This window comes from Streptomyces speibonae, from assembly GCF_984686075.1.
The window spans coordinates 3,910,799-3,927,700 of the sequence record NZ_OZ480260.1 but is presented as its reverse complement, the minus strand read 5'-3'; the positions used below and the strand labels follow the sequence as shown (position 1 = coordinate 3,927,700).

Annotated in this window: 13 protein-coding genes; 9 read left to right on the top strand and 4 right to left on the bottom strand. The window is 69.7% G+C overall.

What is annotated here, in order from left to right:
- Positions 1-136 precede the first annotated feature (136 nt).
- Positions 137-2,443, bottom strand: a complete 2,307-nt coding sequence (locus tag AC5L3C_RS17635; RefSeq protein ID WP_493649832.1) for a (Fe-S)-binding protein — start codon at positions 2,441-2,443, stop codon at positions 137-139.
- 269 nt (positions 2,444-2,712) lie between these two features.
- Here AC5L3C_RS17635 and AC5L3C_RS17630 point away from each other — a divergent pair, with 269 nt between their 5' ends.
- The 7 genes from AC5L3C_RS17630 (at position 2,713) to AC5L3C_RS17600 (ending at position 10,785) form a co-directional block, all read left to right on the top strand.
- A complete protein-coding gene (locus AC5L3C_RS17630; protein WP_493649831.1) occupies positions 2,713-3,750 on the top strand; it encodes an MraY family glycosyltransferase in 1,038 nt (345 codons plus the stop codon).
- 94 nt (positions 3,751-3,844) lie between these two features.
- Positions 3,845-5,689: a molecular chaperone DnaK gene (gene dnaK, locus AC5L3C_RS17625; RefSeq protein ID WP_125505173.1), complete on the top strand. Its 1,845-nt coding sequence runs from the start codon at positions 3,845-3,847 to the stop codon at positions 5,687-5,689.
- On the top strand, positions 5,686-6,369 hold the full coding sequence (gene grpE, locus AC5L3C_RS17620) for a nucleotide exchange factor GrpE (RefSeq protein ID WP_493649830.1): 684 nt from the start codon (positions 5,686-5,688) through the stop codon (positions 6,367-6,369). Before dnaK ends, grpE begins: the two co-directional genes overlap by 4 nt.
- Before the next feature lie 36 nt (positions 6,370-6,405).
- Complete coding sequence (dnaJ, locus tag AC5L3C_RS17615) at positions 6,406-7,584, top strand: molecular chaperone DnaJ (protein WP_125505171.1); 1,179 nt, start codon at positions 6,406-6,408, stop codon at positions 7,582-7,584.
- A 6-nt stretch (positions 7,585-7,590) separates the two neighbouring features.
- The gene (locus AC5L3C_RS17610) at positions 7,591-8,040 is read left to right on the top strand and encodes a heat shock protein transcriptional repressor HspR (RefSeq protein WP_125505170.1); all 450 of its coding nucleotides are present in this window, start codon (positions 7,591-7,593) and stop codon (positions 8,038-8,040) included.
- Between the two features lie 283 nt (positions 8,041-8,323).
- Positions 8,324-9,433 carry a substrate-binding domain-containing protein gene (locus AC5L3C_RS17605; protein ID WP_493649829.1) on the top strand — a complete coding sequence of 370 codons (1,110 nt, stop codon included), beginning with the start codon at positions 8,324-8,326 and terminating at the stop codon, positions 9,431-9,433.
- A 320-nt stretch (positions 9,434-9,753) separates the two neighbouring features.
- On the top strand, positions 9,754-10,785 hold the full coding sequence (locus AC5L3C_RS17600; protein WP_493649828.1) for a helix-turn-helix transcriptional regulator: 1,032 nt from the start codon (positions 9,754-9,756) through the stop codon (positions 10,783-10,785).
- Here AC5L3C_RS17600 and AC5L3C_RS17595 read toward each other — a convergent pair.
- Together AC5L3C_RS17595 and AC5L3C_RS17590 are read right to left on the bottom strand one after the other, a co-directional pair.
- Positions 10,748-11,734 (bottom strand): helix-turn-helix transcriptional regulator, encoded by a 987-nt coding sequence (locus AC5L3C_RS17595; protein ID WP_125505167.1) that lies wholly within the window; start codon positions 11,732-11,734, stop codon positions 10,748-10,750. The genes AC5L3C_RS17600 and AC5L3C_RS17595 overlap by 38 nt on opposite strands.
- A complete protein-coding gene (locus AC5L3C_RS17590) occupies positions 11,731-12,750 on the bottom strand; it encodes a helix-turn-helix transcriptional regulator (RefSeq protein ID WP_164555661.1) in 1,020 nt (339 codons plus the stop codon). The genes AC5L3C_RS17595 and AC5L3C_RS17590 overlap by 4 nt, the downstream gene beginning before the upstream one ends.
- A gap of 313 nt (positions 12,751-13,063) precedes the next feature.
- Between AC5L3C_RS17590 and AC5L3C_RS17585 the strand changes: the two genes are divergently transcribed.
- On the top strand, positions 13,064-13,399 hold the full coding sequence (locus AC5L3C_RS17585) for a Rieske (2Fe-2S) protein (RefSeq protein WP_125505164.1): 336 nt from the start codon (positions 13,064-13,066) through the stop codon (positions 13,397-13,399).
- A gap of 169 nt (positions 13,400-13,568) precedes the next feature.
- Here the strand turns inward: AC5L3C_RS17585 and AC5L3C_RS17580 are convergent, their stop codons facing one another.
- A complete protein-coding gene (locus AC5L3C_RS17580) occupies positions 13,569-13,985 on the bottom strand; it encodes a pyridoxamine 5'-phosphate oxidase family protein (protein WP_493649827.1) in 417 nt (138 codons plus the stop codon).
- A gap of 174 nt (positions 13,986-14,159) precedes the next feature.
- On the opposite strand from AC5L3C_RS17580, the gene clpB reads away from it, so the two are divergent.
- Entirely contained in the window at positions 14,160-16,757 is a 2,598-nt protein-coding gene (gene clpB / locus AC5L3C_RS17575) for an ATP-dependent chaperone ClpB (protein ID WP_493649826.1), read from the top strand.
- The last annotated feature ends 145 nt before the right edge of the window (positions 16,758-16,902 follow it).

The following is a 16,902-nucleotide window of genomic DNA, read 5'->3' as shown; positions in this document are numbered from 1 at the left end:
GGCCAATTGCTCGACCAATTCCGGCGCCGCGAGCGAGCCGCCCCGCGCACCACCGCGCAGCGCCCCCGAACACACCAAGGGGCCGCCCACCCGGGCGGCCCCTTGGTGCACCGCGGCGGTGCTGCGTATGCGCGCGTTACTTCACCGGCTCCGGCTCCGGGGCGTCCTCGTTCTCCTCCTCGCCCGCCGGGTCGACCGGGGTCTTGACGGACTCCAGCAGCAGCTGGGCCACGTCGACGACCTGGACGGACTCCTTCGCCTTGCCATCGTTCTTCTTGCCGTTGACCGAGTCGGTCAGCATGACCAGGCAGAACGGGCAGGCCGTGGAGACGATGTCGGGGTTCAGCGCCAGCGCCTCGTCGACGCGCTCGTCGTTGATGCGCTTGCCGATCCGCTCCTCCATCCACATCCGCGCGCCGCCGGCGCCGCAGCAGAAGCCGCGCTCCTTGTGGCGGTGCATCTCCTCGTTGCGCAGGCCCGGGACCTTGCCGATGATCTCGCGCGGAGGCGTGTAGATCTTGTTGTGGCGGCCCAGGTAGCACGGGTCGTGGTAGGTGATGAGGCCCTCGACCGGGGTGACCGGGATCAGCTTGCCCTCGTCCACCAGGTGCTGGAGCAGCTGGGTGTGGTGGATGACCTCGTAGTCGCCGCCGAGCTGCGGGTACTCGTTGCCGAGGGTGTTGAGGCAGTGCGGGCAGGTGGCGACGATCTTCTTCGCCGACTTGGGCTTCCTCGACTCGGGCGTGACGTTGCCCTCGTCGTCCGTCTCCTCGCCGAAGGCCATGTTCAGCGTGGCGACGTTCTCCATGCCGAGCTCCTGGAACAGGGGCTCGTTGCCGAGGCGCCGCGCGGAGTCACCGGTGCACTTCTCGTCGCCGCCCATGATCGCGAACTTGACGCCCGCGATGTGCAGCAGCTCCGCGAAGGCCTTGGTGGTCTTCTTGGCGCGGTCCTCCAGGGCGCCGGCGCAGCCGACCCAGTACAGGTACTCGACCTCGGAGAGGTCCTCGATGTCCTTGCCGACGACGGGGACCTCGAAGTCGACCTCCTTGGTCCACTCCAGGCGCTGCTTCTTCGCCAGGCCCCAGGGGTTGCCCTTCTTCTCCAGGTTCTTGAGCATCGTGCCCGCCTCGGACGGGAACGCGGACTCGATCATGACCTGGTAGCGGCGCATGTCGACGATGTGGTCGACGTGCTCGATGTCGACGGGGCACTGCTCGACGCAGGCGCCGCAGGTGGTGCAGGACCACAGGACGTCGGGGTCGATGACGCCGCCCGTGGCGAAGCCGCTGTCGGACACGGGCTCGGCGGTGCCGATCAGCGGGCGCTCGGCCTCGGCGAGGGCGGCGGCCGGGACGCCGGCCAGCTGCTCCTCGGACGCCTTCTCCTCGCCCTCCATGGTCTTGCCGCCGCCCGCGAGCAGGTACGGCGCCTTGGCGTGCGCGTGGTCGCGCAGGGACATGATCAGGAGCTTGGGGGAGAGCGGCTTGCCGGTGTTCCAGGCGGGGCACTGCGACTGGCAGCGGCCGCACTCGGTGCAGGTGGAGAAGTCCAGCAGGCCCTTCCAGGAGAACTGCTCGACCTGGGAGACGCCGAAGACGTCGTCGTCACCGGGGTCGGTGAAGTCGATGGGCTTGCCGCCGCTCGTCATGGGCTGCAGGGCGCCCAGGGCGGTGCCGCCGTCGGCCTCGCGCTTGAACCAGATGTTGGGAAAGGCGAGGAAGCGGTGCCAGGCCACGCCCATGTTGGGGGTCAGCGAGACCACGATCATCCAGATGAACGAGGTCCCGATCTTGATCATGGCGACCAGGTAGACCAGGTTCTGCAGGGTGCCGACGGAGAGGTTGTCGAAGGCGAGGACCAGCGGGTAGGAGGCGAAGTACGACGCCTCGTAGGCGTCGACGTGGTGCAGGGCGCCCTCCAGGCCGCGCAGCACGTAGATGGCCAGGCCGATGGTGAGGATGACGTACTCGACGAAGTACGCCTGGCCCGCCTTGGAGCCGGCGAAGCGGGACTTGCGGCCCGGGCGGGACGGCAGGCTCAGCAGCCGGATGACGATGAGTACGGCGATGCCGAGCACGGTCATCACGCCGATGAACTCGATGTACATCTCGAACGGCAGGAAGCCGCCCAGGACCGGCAGCACCCAGTCGGCCTGGAAGAGCTGGCCGAAGGCCTGCGCGAGGGTCGGCGGCAGCGTCAGGAAGCCGATGGCGACGAACCAGTGGGCGATGCCGACGATGCCCCACCGGTTCATGCGGGTGTGGCCGAGGAACTCCCGCACCAGGGTCACACTGCGCTGGTAGGGGTTGTCGGTCCGGGTGCCGGCCGGGACCGGCTGGCCCAGCTTGAAGTACCGGACGAACTGGCCGATCGCGCGTGCGAGCAGCGCAACGCCGACCACGGTCAGGACCAGCGACACGATGATCGCGGCGAGTTGCATGGGGGCTCCTCGGGCCTGCGAGGGTTTGGGGAGGGTTTCCTGGTGTGTCCTCGGGGGCTCCACTACGGCTTACCCGAGATTACTAAGCGGTAACTTATGCAGTCCGTACGAGACTACCCCGATCCCCGGCCGCACTGTAGCCGGGCACGGAGTGATCTGAATCGCTGAGGGTCGCCTACCGGGCGTCCCTCGCGGGCGTCCCGGATGGCGTCCAGGATCCGATCGTGTTATTCGCGCGAAATCGGTCCATACGCACCTAACTTATATCCGTGCTCTACGGGATCGCCGCCGCCGCCACCGCCCTGCTGCTCTCCGCCCTTCTCACGGGAGTGCTGCGGGTCCCCGCCCTGCGCCTGGGCATCCTCGACCGCAGACGGCGGCGCCCGGTGCCGCTGTCCGGGGGAGTGGCCGTCGGCCTGGTCACCGGCCTGCTCGCGGCCGGCGGGGACGCGGCCGGTGTCGCGCCGCTCGGGAACGGGGTGGGGCGGCTGCTGGCGGCGGGCGCGTGCGTGGGCGTGCTCGGGCTCGCCGTCGATCTGTGGCGGCTGCGCTGGTGGGTCCCCTTCGCCGGTACGGCCGTGGCGGCGGCGCTCGTGGTGCCGTACGAGTGGACCGGCGTGCCGGGCGGGGTGCTCGCCGCGGGGTGGATCACCGCCGTCACCGCCGCCTTCCGGGGGCTGGACCACGCCGACGGGGTGGCGGGCACGGTGGGGGCGGTGACCGCGTTCGGGGTGGCGGCCTGCGCGGCGGCCGAGCTGATGGACGGGCTCGCGGTGCTGGTGAGCGTGCTGGCCGCCGCGCTCGCCGGGTTCCTGCTGCACAACTGGCACCCCGCGCGGGCCGCGCTCGGGGCGGGCGGGTCCCTGTTCACCGGGTTCGTGATCGCCTCGGCGGCGGTGTTCGTGCGGGCCGGGCAGGGAATCGGCGCCGGGGCCGGGGTGTTGTACGCGCTGACGGCGGTGGCCTGCGCGGACGCCGTGCTGGTGGTGCTCGCGCGGCGGCTGGCGCGGTGGCCGGTGACGCGCGGCAGGCCGGACCATCTCGGGCACCGGCTGCGGCGGCTCGGGATCGCCCATCGGGCCGTGACGGTCCTGATCGGTGCGGCCTCGCTGGGCGGGGTACTGGTGGGGGTGGCCGTGCACGCCGGGCGGGTGCCCGGGAGTGCGGTGCTGTGGGTGGCGGCGGTCGCGGCGGTGATCGTCCTCGCGTTCGTCCGTCTGCCCGTCACCCCTGTTTTCCGTCCGCGTCAACGCTCTTCCAGTGCGTCGTCGCAGGTCACAGGGCAGTTGCGTGTAAGGAACGGATAAGAGTTGAGTCAGGCCGACTCAGTTCTGTTGACCGTTGCGGCGGCCGTCATGCATGCTTGAGTCCGTTCCACTCAAGTCAGCTGGAGGAATCGAAATGGCACGTGCGGTCGGCATCGACCTGGGCACGACTAACTCCGTCGTCAGCGTTCTGGAGGGCGGCGAGCCCACCGTCATCACCAACGCCGAGGGCGCCAGGACCACGCCGTCCGTCGTCGCCTTCGCCAAGAACGGTGAGGTGCTGGTCGGCGAGGTGGCCAAGCGCCAGGCGGTCACGAACGTCGACAGGACCATCCGGTCGGTCAAGCGCCACATGGGCACCGACTGGAAGATCGAGCTCGACGGCAAGCCCTTCAACCCGCAGCAGATCAGCGCCTTCGTGCTGCAGAAGCTGAAGCGCGACGCCGAGTCGTACCTGGGCGAGAAGGTCACGGACGCCGTCATCACCGTTCCGGCGTACTTCAACGACGCCGAGCGCCAGGCGACCAAGGAGGCCGGTGAGATCGCCGGTCTGAACGTGCTGCGCATCGTCAACGAGCCCACGGCCGCCGCGCTGGCGTACGGCCTGGACAAGGACGAGCAGGTCATCCTGGTCTTCGACCTCGGTGGCGGTACGTTCGACGTCTCGCTGCTGGAGATCGGCGACGGTGTCGTCGAGGTGAAGGCCACCAACGGTGACAACAACCTCGGTGGTGACGACTGGGACCAGCGCATCGTCGACTACCTGGTCAAGCAGTTCCAGTCGGGCCACGGAGTGGACCTCGGCAAGGACAAGATGGCGCTGCAGCGTCTGCGCGAGGCCGCCGAGAAGGCGAAGATCGAGCTGTCCTCGTCCACCGAGACCACGATCAACCTGCCCTACATCACGGCCTCCGCCGAGGGCCCGCTGCACCTGGACGAGAAGCTCACCCGCGCCCAGTTCCAGCAGCTCACCGCTGACCTGCTCGAGCGCTGCAAGACGCCGTTCCACAACGTCATCAAGGACGCCGGCATCTCCGTCAACGAGATCGACCACGTGGTCCTCGTCGGCGGTTCCACCCGTATGCCCGCCGTCGCCGACCTGGTCAAGGAGCTGACCGGCGGCAAGGAGGCCAACAAGGGCGTCAACCCGGACGAGGTCGTCTCCATCGGCGCCGCGCTCCAGGCCGGTGTGCTCAAGGGCGAGGTCAAGGACGTCCTGCTGCTCGACGTCACCCCGCTGTCCCTCGGCATCGAGACCAAGGGCGGCATCATGACCAAGCTGATCGAGCGCAACACCACGATCCCGACGAAGCGCTCCGAGATCTTCACCACGGCCGAGGACAACCAGCCGTCCGTGCAGATCCAGGTCTACCAGGGCGAGCGCGAGATCGCCGCGTACAACAAGAAGCTCGGCATGTTCGAGCTGACCGGTCTGCCGCCGGCGCCGCGCGGCGTCCCGCAGATCGAGGTGTCCTTCGACATCGACGCCAACGGCATCATGCACGTCACGGCCAAGGACCTCGGCACCGGGAAGGAGCAGAAGATGACCGTCACCGGCGGCTCCTCGCTCCCGAAGGACGAGGTCGACCGGATGCGCCAGGAGGCCGAGAAGTACGCGGAGGAGGACCACGCCCGCCGCGAGGCCGCCGAGTCCCGCAACCAGGGCGAGCAGCTCGTCTACCAGACCGAGAAGTTCCTCGCGGACAACGCCGACAAGGTCCCCGGCGACGTCAAGACGGAGGTCGAGGGCGCCGTCGCCGAGCTGAAGGAGAAGCTCAAGGGCGACGACACCGCCGAGATCCGTACGGCCACGGAGAAGGTCGCGGCCGTCTCCCAGAAGCTGGGCCAGGCCATGTACGCCGACGCGCAGGGCGCCCAGGCGGCCGGCGGCGCGTCCGCCGGTGCCGGAGAGGCCAAGGCCGACGACGACGTCGTCGACGCCGAGATCGTCGACGAGGACCGGAAGGACGGTGCGGCGTGACCGAGGAGACCCCGGGCTTCGACGAGCAGTCGCAGCAGCCCGACGTCCCCTCCGGCGCCACCTCCGACGACGCCGAGCCGAAGGCCGCCGAGACGCCTCCCGCGGAGGAGACGGCGGCCCCGGCCGGGGGCACGGACCGCGAAGCGGCTCTGGTGGCGCAGCTCGACCAGGTGCGCACGGCGCTCAACGAGCGCACGGCGGACCTCCAGCGTCTCCAGGCGGAGTTCCAGAACTACCGCCGGCGGGTGGAGCGGGACCGCGTCGCGGTCAAGGAGGTCGCCGTGGCGAACCTCCTGACCGAGCTGCTTCCCGTGCTCGACGACATCGGCCGGGCCCGTGAACACGGTGAACTGCTCGGCGGCTTCAAGTCCGTCGCGGAGTCGCTGGAGACCACGATGGCCAAGCTGGGCCTCCAGCAGTTCGGCAAGGAGGGCGAGCCCTTCGACCCGACGATCCACGAGGCCCTGATGCACAGCTACGCGCCGGACGTCACCGAGACGACGTGCGTGGCGATCCTGCAGCCCGGGTATCGCATCGGCGAGCGCACCATCCGCCCCGCGCGGGTGGCCGTCGCCGAACCGCAGCCGGGCGCGCAGACGGTCAAGCAGCCGGCCGAGGAGCCCGCCGAGGCGCAGGACGGATCGGAGAACAAGGAGAGCGGTGGCCCGGACGAGGGCTGACGCGGGAGTTGACGCAGGAAAGGAGGGACGTCGGGGATGAGCACGAAGGACTTCATCGAGAAGGACTACTACAAGGTCCTCGGCGTCCCCAAGGACGCCACCGAGGCCGAGATCAAGAAGGCGTACCGGAAGCTCGCCCGCGAGTACCACCCGGACGCCAACAAGGGCAACGCCAAGGCGGAGGAGCGGTTCAAGGAGATCTCCGAGGCGCACGACGTCCTCGGCGACCCCAAGAAGCGCAAGGAGTACGACGAGGCGCGCGCGCTCTTCGGCAACGGAGGATTCCGTCCGGGGCCGGGCGCGGGCGGCGGCTCCTTCAACTTCGACCTCGGTGACCTCTTCGGAGGCCAGCCCGGCGGCCAGGCGGGCGGCGGCTTCGGCGGCGGCCTGGGTGACGTCTTCGGGGGCCTGTTCAACCGCGGCGGCGCGGGAGGACCCACGCGGACCCAGCCGCGGCGCGGTCAGGACATCGAGTCCGAGGTGACGCTCAGCTTCACCGAGGCGATCGAGGGCGCGACCGTCCCGCTGCGGATGTCCTCGCAGGCGGCCTGCAAGGCCTGTTCGGGCACCGGCGACAAGAACGGCACACCGCGCGTGTGCCCGACCTGCGTCGGCACCGGACAGGTGGCGCGGGGCTCCGGCGGCGGCTTCTCGCTCACCGACCCGTGCCCCGACTGCAAGGGCCGCGGTCTGATCGCGGAGGACCCCTGCGAGGTCTGCAAGGGCAGCGGCCGGGCCAAGTCCTCGCGGACGATGCAGGTACGCATCCCCGCGGGCGTCAGCGACGGGCAGCGGATCCGGCTGCGCGGCAAGGGCGCGCCGGGCGAGCGCGGCGGACCGGCCGGCGACCTGTATGTCGTCGTGCACGTCGGCAGCCACCCGGTGTTCGGCCGCAAGGGCGACAACCTGACCGTCACGGTCCCGGTGACGTTCGCCGAGGCTGCCCTCGGCGGCGAGGTCCGGGTGCCGACGCTCGGGGGTCCGCCGGTCACGCTGAAGCTGCCGCCGGGCACGCCCAACGGCCGCACCATGCGGGCGCGGGGCAAGGGCGCGGTCCGCAAGGACGGCACGCGCGGTGATCTGCTGGTCACCGTCGAGGTGAGTGTTCCCAAGGACCTGTCGGGGAAGGCTCGTGACGCGCTGGAGGCGTATCGCGAGGCGACCGCGGACGAGGATCCGCGGGCGGAGCTGTTCCAGGCCGCGAAGGGAGCTTGATTGCAGATGGACGGCCGTCGACGTAATCCGTATGAACTGACTCAGGACACCCCGGTCTACGTCATCTCGGTGGCGGCCCAGCTCTCCGGCCTGCACCCGCAGACCCTGCGCCAGTACGACCGTCTGGGGCTGGTGTCCCCGGACCGTACGGCCGGCCGGGGCCGGCGCTACTCGGCCCGGGACATCGAACTGCTCCGTCAGGTGCAGCAGTTGTCGCAGACCGAGGGTATCAATCTGGCCGGAATCAAGCGCATCATCGAACTGGAGAACCAGGTCGCGGCCCTGCAAGCGCGGGTCGCGGAGCTGGAGGACGCGCTGGACGGTGCCGCGGCGACGATGCGTCAGCGCGAGGCCGCGGTGCACGCGTCGTACCGCCGGGACCTGGTGCCGTACCAGGAGGTGCAGCAGACCAGTGCGCTGGTGGTGTGGCGGCCGAAACGGCAGCAGACCGACTGACCGGCGCCTGACCTCGGAAAAGGGGCCCGGTGCCACGACGAACTCGTCGTGGCACCGGGCCCCTTCCCTTCTGTCCGGCCACATCTGTGACTATGGTATGGCTGCGTGTCCAGATGACCCACGCTGTGCCTTCGCGGGCCGCACACGAGTTCAGGGCACGGTGCTGTGTCCATCTCGTTAAGTGGTCGCCCTTGACTCCGACAGGGGCGAAAGCGTTGGCTTTCAGTCACATGGGTCGCAAAGCTGTGCCCACGTCCAAAACGCACCTGAAGGTAGCCCTCGCATGCGTCGTATCGCCATATCCGTGGCCGCCGCCTCGATGTCCGTCATGCTCGCTGCCGGCTGCGGTGTGCTCGACGCGGCGGAGAGCAGCGACGACGCGAGCCCGGCCAAGGGCGACTACATCACCGTGGGGCTGCTGCTCCCGGAGAAGACCAACACGCGGTACGAGCAGTTCGACTACCCCATCTTCAAGCGCAAGGTGGGCGAACTCACCAACAGCCAGGGCAAGGTCGAGTACGCCAACGCGGAGGCGGACGCCGACAAGCAGGAGAGCCAGCTGCAGCGGATGATCGACGACAAGGTCGACGTCATCGTGCTGGACGCGGTCGACGCCCACGCCATCGCGGGCGGGGTGAAGAAGGCCAAGGAGGCGGGCATCCCGGTCATCGCCTACGACCGGCTCGCCGAGGGCCCGATCGACGCGTACATCTCCTTCGACAACGAACTCGTCGGCGAGGTGCAGGCGCGCAGTCTACTGGAGGCGTTCGAAGGCGACCTCAGCGTCAGCGACAAGATCGTGATGATGAACGGCTCGTCGACCGACCCCAACGCCAAGCAGTTCAAGGCGGGCGCGCTCTCCGAGCTCAAGGGCAAGGTGACGGTCGCCAAGTCCTACGACACCAAGGACTGGAAGCCGGAGAACGCCCAGGCCAACATGGCCGAGGCGATCAACGCGATCGGCGTGGACGACATCAAGGCGGTCTACTCCGCCAACGACGGCATGGCGGGCGGCATCGTCAAGGCCCTGCGTGCGGCCGGCGTGACCGACCTGCCCCCGATCACCGGCCAGGACGCCGAACTCGCGGCGGTGCAGCGCATCATCACCGGCGAGCAGTACATGAGCGTGTACAAGTCGTACCCGGAGGAGGCCGAGAGCGCCGCGGAGATGGCGGTGGCGAGGGTCCAGGGCCGCGACATCCAGTTCGACGCCCTGACCCGTGACCGCGTGGACAGCCCCACCGAGAAGGACATCCCCGCCCAGCTCGTCCCCGTGGTCGCCCTGACCCAGGACAACATCAAGGAAACCGTCATCGCCGACGGCATCTACGAGCTCGGCGACATCTGCACGGCCGACTTCAAGTCCGCCTGCGAGGACATCAAGCTGAAGTAGCCCCCGCCCCACCTCCGGCCACCCTCCGGTCCCCGAACCGGCGGGTGGCTTTTTCACGCCGTTTCCCGCGCAGGTGACACATCCGTCAAGAACGGCCCGAATGGTCCCCGGACAACGCGGCGACATCGCTGCCAACGCCCATCTCGCCATCCCGGTGGGGTTCACAAAGCACGCTTTGCGTGGCATTCCGGGGCGGGTGCGGTGCGGAGTCACGTTGCGGGAGCGGGGACGGTCCGCGCATAGTTGCGCCTGCGGAAAGGGCTGGCGTTCCGAGGCGGGGCCGACCGACCGAGGAGCTGGAACCGGGGGTGGGATGGGCGATGGCCGGGCACGGGACGGACGGGCATCCACACGGTGCTGACCGACTGTGCGAGGCCGGGGATCGCGTGTATTCCCGGGCCGTACGGCGCGGACGGCTGCCGCGCCGGGAGGCGGAACCGGTGCCGTGCCTGCTGGAGCTGGCCCTGCTGCACCCGGACCCGGACGACATGGACTGGCTCGTGCCGACCGCTCCGCAGGAGGTCATGACCCGGCTGCTGCGCGGGATGTACGACGAGGTGAGCGCGAGTCAGCGCCGGGTCGGCTCGGCCGTGGCGGCGGTCGAGTGGTACGCCGGACTGGGCCGTCAGGTGCCCGCGGCGCCGTCGACGGCGGAGGGCCCGGCGATCCGGGTGCTGGACGGGCTCGCGCGGATCCAGGCGGCCATGGACGAGGCGACGCAGGCGTGCACGAGCGAGGTGCTCACCGTCCAGCCCGGCGGCATCCGGCGGGAGGCGGAGCTGTCGGAGGGCCTGCACCGGGCGATGGCGCTGCGCGGGCAGGGCGTGCGGATGCGGGACCTGTACACCCATGTCGCCCGGCACGGGCACGGGTTGCTCTCCTATCTGGAGCTGATGGGCGACGCGGTGGAGGCGCGCACGCTGGACGAGGTGATCGAGCGGCTGATCCTCTTCGACCGCACGGTCGCCTTCATCCCCGCGAACGCCGAGCGCACCATGGCGCTGGAGCTGCGCCACCCGGCGCTGGTGGAGTACCTGGGCACGGTCTTCGAGCGGTTGTGGCGGCTCGCCATCCCGCTGACCGCCCCGCTGCCCGACACCGGCATCGAGGGCATCTCGCACCGGGAGCAGTCCATCGCGGCGCTGCTCGCGGAGGGGCACCAGGACGCGGTGATCGCGGAGCGGCTGGGCATCAGCGTGCGGACGTGCCGGGCGCACATCGCCCGCCTGTCGGAGACGCTGGGGGCGGCGAGCCGTACGCAACTGGGCGTGCGGATCGCCCAGGCGGGCCTCGACGGCTCCCGCGACCCCACGGTCACTCTGACCGCTCGAGAATCCCGGACTGCCCGATGAGGTAACCGAGCTGGGCCCGGCTGTTGCTGCCGAGGGTGGCGGCGAGTTTGGCGATGTGGACGCGTGCGGTGCGGACGTTCATGCCGAGACGGTCGGCGATGACGGCGTCCGTGTGGCCTTCGACCAGCAGGCGGGCGATGGAGCGCTGGCGGAGGCTGATCCCGTCCGGTGAGGGCGGCTGGACGGCCTGGGGGTACATCGGGGTCGCCAGGTGCCACAGGCGGTCGAACGCGGTGATGAAGAAGGTGATCAGGGCGGGATGACGGACCTCGAGTGCGAGAGTGCGCTCGGCGTTCGCGGGGACGAAGGCCACTGTGCGGTCGAAGAGGATCAGCCGTTCGGTGACCTCGTCCAGGGTGCGCGCCTGGACGTCGCCCGACAGGAGTTCGTAGCGGGCGAGCACGGTGGGTGAGTGCCGCAGCGTGTGCTGGTAGAGCGTGCGGATGCGGCCGCCACGGTCGAGGAACGCCTGGTCCCGCTGCAACGCCAGTTGGTGGATGTGGGTGAGTGGGCCGTTGTGCCCACTGTGCGGATGGATGGCCAGGACTTGATCCGTGGCCCGGGTCAGTTCCTCGGCGATCGCCTCGTTGATCTGCTCCTTTCCGCTGAGGATGCTGAGCGTCGGCGTGCTCTCGGCCTGCGCCGCCGGTGCGCCGGGTCGCATGAGCGAATGAAAGGTTTCGGCCAGTCGTTCTTCGCGGCGCCGTTCTTCGGCTATGCGTTCCTCGGAGTGGCGCAGCAGCCGCTGGAGGGCGACGGTCGGCGCGACGGGCTCCAGCCGGCCCACGTCCTCGACGGCGGGACGCAGCAGGCCCAGGTGCACCGCGCAGGGCGCCTGCTGTGCTTCCTGGGGAGTCAGCCGTCCGTGGGTGAGGGCTCTCTCGTAGAGTTCGGCGCCCGCAGCGCAGAGCTCCTCCATGGGGTGCTCCGCGTGTGCCACGCCGGTCACTTGGAGCCGCCATCGTTTTCGAGGATCCCCGACTGGGCTATCAGATAACCGAGTTGGGCGCGGCTGCCGCTGCCGAGGGCGGACGCCAGTTTCGCTATGTGGGCGCGGCAGGTGCGGACGTTCATGCCGAGACGGCGGGCGATCGCCTCGTCGACGTGGCCCTCCACGAGGAGCTTGGCTATGGAGTGCTGGATGTCGGTGAGGCCGTCGGGGGCCGGTTCGTACGGGGCGCCCGCGTTCAGTGAGACCGCTCGGGTCCACATGAACTCGAACACCTTGATCAGGTAGCGGACGAGGCCCGGGTGGCGCAGCTCCAGGGCCACCTGCCGGTCGTCGCGGGTGGGGATGAAGGCGACGGTCTCGTCGCAGATGATGAGCCGCTCCACGAGTTCGTCGATGGTGCGGTACTCCACCTTGGCGGCGTCGAACTGGGCGACATACGCCAGGGTTTCGGGGCTGTGGCGGGCGGTGTGCTGGTAGAGGGTCCGGATGCGCACCCCGCGCTCGGTCATCTGCCGGTCGCGTTCGAGCCCCTGGGCCATGGTGTGCTCCAGACGGCGGCCGCCCGGCTGGACGGAGAGCATCTCGAACCGGCACTGGGAGGTGGCCAGGTCAAGGGCGGCGTTGATCCGGTCGAACCCCTCGAGCACGGTCATCGAATGGGTACTCATCGTGGTCTGCGCGCTGACGGCCATGAACGGCTCGAACGCGTCGGCGAGCTCGATGGACATCCGCCGGCGTTCGGTGATCTCCCGCTCCAGGGGGTTGAGCCGCTGCGCCAGGGCAACCGCCGGGGAAACCGGACGCAGCCAGGCGGGGTCGTCCGGATCGGGGTGAAGCAGGGCGAGTTCCATCAGACAGGGAGCGGGATCCGCGTCCGCGCGCGGGATCCGGCCTGCGCGCAGTGCGTCGGCATAGAGACGGCTCCCGGCCTCACACAGTTCGGTCACCGCATGGGGATGCGTCTCATTGGTCCGATTCGTTGTCAAATCTCCACCCCCCAGGGTCCTGAACATGCAGGAACATGATGCACCGATTGTGTGGCCATGACGTGCCCGAATGAGCCATCGTCGTACTTGACGGGGGAAGGGTGACTTTCGAGTGAGGACGAAGCCGACTATGCGCAAGAGAACGCTTCGCTCGGTACTTGTCGCCGCCTTCTCTGCCGTTATGGCCTTCGGAGTGCTGAGTGGCCTGGCCGGCACGAAGGGCGACGTCCGGGCTGACAGCAGTTGGGGGCCGGTAGCGGCGGAGAAGTCCGCACCCCCTGACAGCACCTGGGGCGTGGTTCAACCGCGGCTCGCCGACGACAGTACGTGGGGCTGAGCGATGACCACCCCACCCGATGACCGATCCTTCCGCCGTGAGATGGCGACCGCCTACCGATCCGGATGGCACTTCATCGACCTGGTCACCGCCCTCCCTCACAGCGGTGACTCGTTGATGGTGACCGTGTTCGGTGAGCCGGTCGTCGTCACGCGGGACGAGGACGGCGACGTACGGGCGTACCGGTGCCTGCGGCGGCCCAGGGGTGCTCCGAAGCCCGTGCGATGTGCCATCCGGTACGGAATGATCTTTGTGAACCTGGACCAGCGGGACCATCGGCAGGTGGAGTCCGACTCCCCCGCCCCCCGGACCATTTCGGCCACCCCCCGCAGTGCCTGACGCGATTCCCCCGTCGTAACAGATCGCGCAGGTGCTTCCCCCCGCAGCGGCGTCACCGTGACCTGAACACGGTGACGCCGCTGCAGTTTTGTGGGACATTTCCGGGTATCGGCCGGATCGGGTGATGGCCGGAAGCGGTCGCTCGCCGGTGCGCGCGGCACCGTCCGCCTCACGCACGCCCCAGCGCCCGTGTGAGCGCGATCTCGATGACCACCCGGGACGGGTTCGGCGACGGCGTCCGTCCGTAGCGTTCCGCATAGCGCCGCTCCGCCTCCTCGACGTGCTCCCGCTCCGTGCGGACCACCGCGCGTCCCTCCAGTGTCGCCCACCGCCGGCCGTCCACCTGGCAGGCCGCGACGGCCGCGCCCGCTGCCCCCGCGGCCAGGACATGGCGCACCTTTGCGCTCGCCTTGCTCGCGATCACCCGAGCAAGCCGCGCCCCGGGGTCGTATGTCACTCCGACGGGTACCACGTGCGGGGTGCCGTCCGGGCGGAGGGTGGTCAGCGTGCACAGGTGCTTCTCGCGCCAGAAGCTGAGATATGACGCGTCCGGATCGCCCGGATCGACGGAGTACGTGGTGGCCATGGGCCGGAACTTATCCCGTCGCACTCCCGCGGACTACCTTGAGCGGAATAGACTCAATTTTGTGTACGCTGTTCGAGGCAGTCTGGCCGAGTCAGCCGCGGGCCAGTGACGGTCATGAGGACCGCTGAGGGTCACTGAAGGGTCATAAGGGTTATCGAGAAGGAGAACGGACACGTGGACGCCGAGCTGACCAACCGGAGCCGGGACGCGCTCAGCGCCGCCGGCAATCGGGCCGTGACCGAGGGCCACCCCGACCTCACCCCCGCCCACCTGCTGCTCGCCCTGCTCGCCGGGCAGGAGAACGAGAACCTCACGGACCTGCTCGCCGCGGTCGACGCCGACCAGGCCGCCGTACGCGCCGGGGCCGAACGCGTCCTCGCCGGCCTCCCGAGCGTCACCGGGTCCACGGTCGCCCCGCCCCAGCCCAACCGCGAACTGCTCGCCGTCGTCGCGGACGCCCAGGCCCGCGCCCGCGACCTCGGCGACGAGTACCTTTCCACCGAGCACCTCCTCATCGGCATCGCCGCCAAGGGAGGCGCCGCCGGCGAGGTGCTCGCGAACCAGGGCGCCACCGCCAAGAAGTTGCAGGAAGCGTTCCAGAAGACGAGAGGAGCCCGCCGGGTGACCACACCGGACCCCGAGGGCCAGTACAAGGCGCTGGAGAAGTTCGGCACCGACCTCACCGCGTCCGCCCGCGAGGGCAGGCTCGACCCGGTGATCGGACGGGACCAGGAGATCCGGCGCGTGGTGCAGGTGCTGTCCCGCCGCACCAAGAACAACCCCGTGCTGATCGGTGAGCCGGGCGTCGGCAAGACCGCCGTCGTGGAGGGCCTCGCCCAGCGCATCGTCAAGGGCGACGTCCCCGAGTCGCTGAAGGACAAGCGGCTGGTCGCCCTGGACCTGGGCGCCATGGTCGCCGGCGCCAAGTACCGCGGTGAGTTCGAGGAGCGGCTGAAGACCGTCCTGGCCGAGATCAAGGACTCCGACGGGCAGATCATCACCTTCATCGACGAGCTGCACACCGTCGTCGGCGCGGGCGCCGGCGGCGACTCCGCCATGGACGCGGGCAACATGCTCAAGCCCATGCTCGCGCGCGGCGAGCTGCGCATGGTCGGCGCCACCACCCTCGACGAGTACCGCGAGCGGATCGAGAAGGACCCGGCGCTGGAGCGCCGCTTCCAGCAGGTGCTGGTCGCCGAGCCGTCCGTCGAGGACTCCATCGCCATCCTGCGCGGGCTCAAGGGCCGCTACGAGGCCCACCACAAGGTGCAGATCGCCGACAGCGCCTTGGTGGCCGCCGCGACCCTCTCGGACCGCTACATCACCTCCCGCTTCCTGCCCGACAAGGCCATCGACCTCGTCGACGAGGCCGCCTCGCGCCTGCGCATGGAGATCGACTCCTCGCCCGTGGAGATCGACGAACTCCAGCGCGCCGTCGACCGGTTGCGGATGGAGGAGCTGGCGATCGGCAAGGAGTCCGACGCCGCCTCCCGCGAGCGCCTCGACAAGATCCGCCGGGACCTCGCCGACAAGGAGGAGGAACTGCGCGGACTCACCGCCCGCTGGGAGAAGGAGAAGCAGTCCCTCAACCGGGTCGGTGAGCTGAAGGAGAAGCTCGACGAACTGCGCGGGCAGGCCGAACGCGCCCAGCGCGACGGCGACTTCGACACCGCCTCCAAGCTGCTCTACGGCGAGATCCCCACCCTCGAGCGCGACCTGGAGGCCGCCTCCGAGGCCGAGGAGGAGGTGGCCCGGGACACCATGGTCAAGGAGGAGGTCGGCGCCGACGACATCGCCGACGTCGTCGCCTCCTGGACCGGCATCCCGGCCGGCCGCCTGCTGGAGGGCGAGACGCAGAAGCTGCTGCGCATGGAGGACGAGCTGGGCAGGCGCCTCATCGGCCAGACCGAGGCCGTCCGCGCGGTGAGCGACGCCGTGCGGCGCTCCCGGGCCGGGGTCGCCGACCCCGACCGCCCCACCGGTTCCTTCCTCTTCCTCGGCCCCACCGGTGTCGGCAAGACCGAGCTCGCCAAGGCGCTCGCCGACTTCCTCTTCGACGACGAGCGCGCCATGGTCCGCATCGACATGTCGGAGTACAGCGAGAAGCACTCCGTCGCCCGGCTCGTCGGCGCGCCGCCCGGCTACGTCGGCTACGAGGAGGGCGGCCAGCTCACCGAGGCGGTCCGCCGCCGCCCCTACAGCGTCGTCCTGCTCGACGAGGTGGAGAAGGCCCACCCCGAGGTCTTCGACATCCTGCTCCAGGTGCTCGACGACGGCCGGCTCACCGACGGCCAGGGCCGCACCGTGGACTTCCGCAACACCATCCTGGTGCTGACGTCCAACCTGGGCAGCCAGTACCTGGTGGACCCGGTGAGCACCGAGGCGGAGAAGCGGGAGCAGGTGCTGGAAGTGGTGCGGGCCTCCTTCAAGCCCGAGTTCCTCAACCGGCTCGACGACCTGGTCGTCTTCTCCGCCCTGACCAAGCCCGAACTGGAACGCATCGCGCAGCTCCAGATCGAGAGCCTGGCCCGCCGGCTGGCCGAACGCCGCCTCACCCTGGAGGTCACCCCCGGGGCGCTGGCCTGGCTGGCCGAGGAGGGCATGGACCCGGCCTACGGCGCCCGCCCGCTGCGCCGCCTGGTCCAGACGGCCATCGGCGACCGTCTCGCCAAGGAGATCCTGGCCGGCGAGATCAAGGACGGCGACACGGTGCGGGTGGACCGCTTCGAGGACGGGCTCCTGGTGGGTCCCGCCACCGGCAAGTCGCTCTGAGTGACGATTCCGTTTCCGGGCCCGATGTCCCCTCGGGACGTTGGGCCCGGGCCGTACCGGGTACCTCGGCAGGGACCGGATCGAGTCAGCCCTCGGCTGACAGGCCCGTCGGGGCTTGCCACCCCCCTCCCCGCATAAGGGAGGA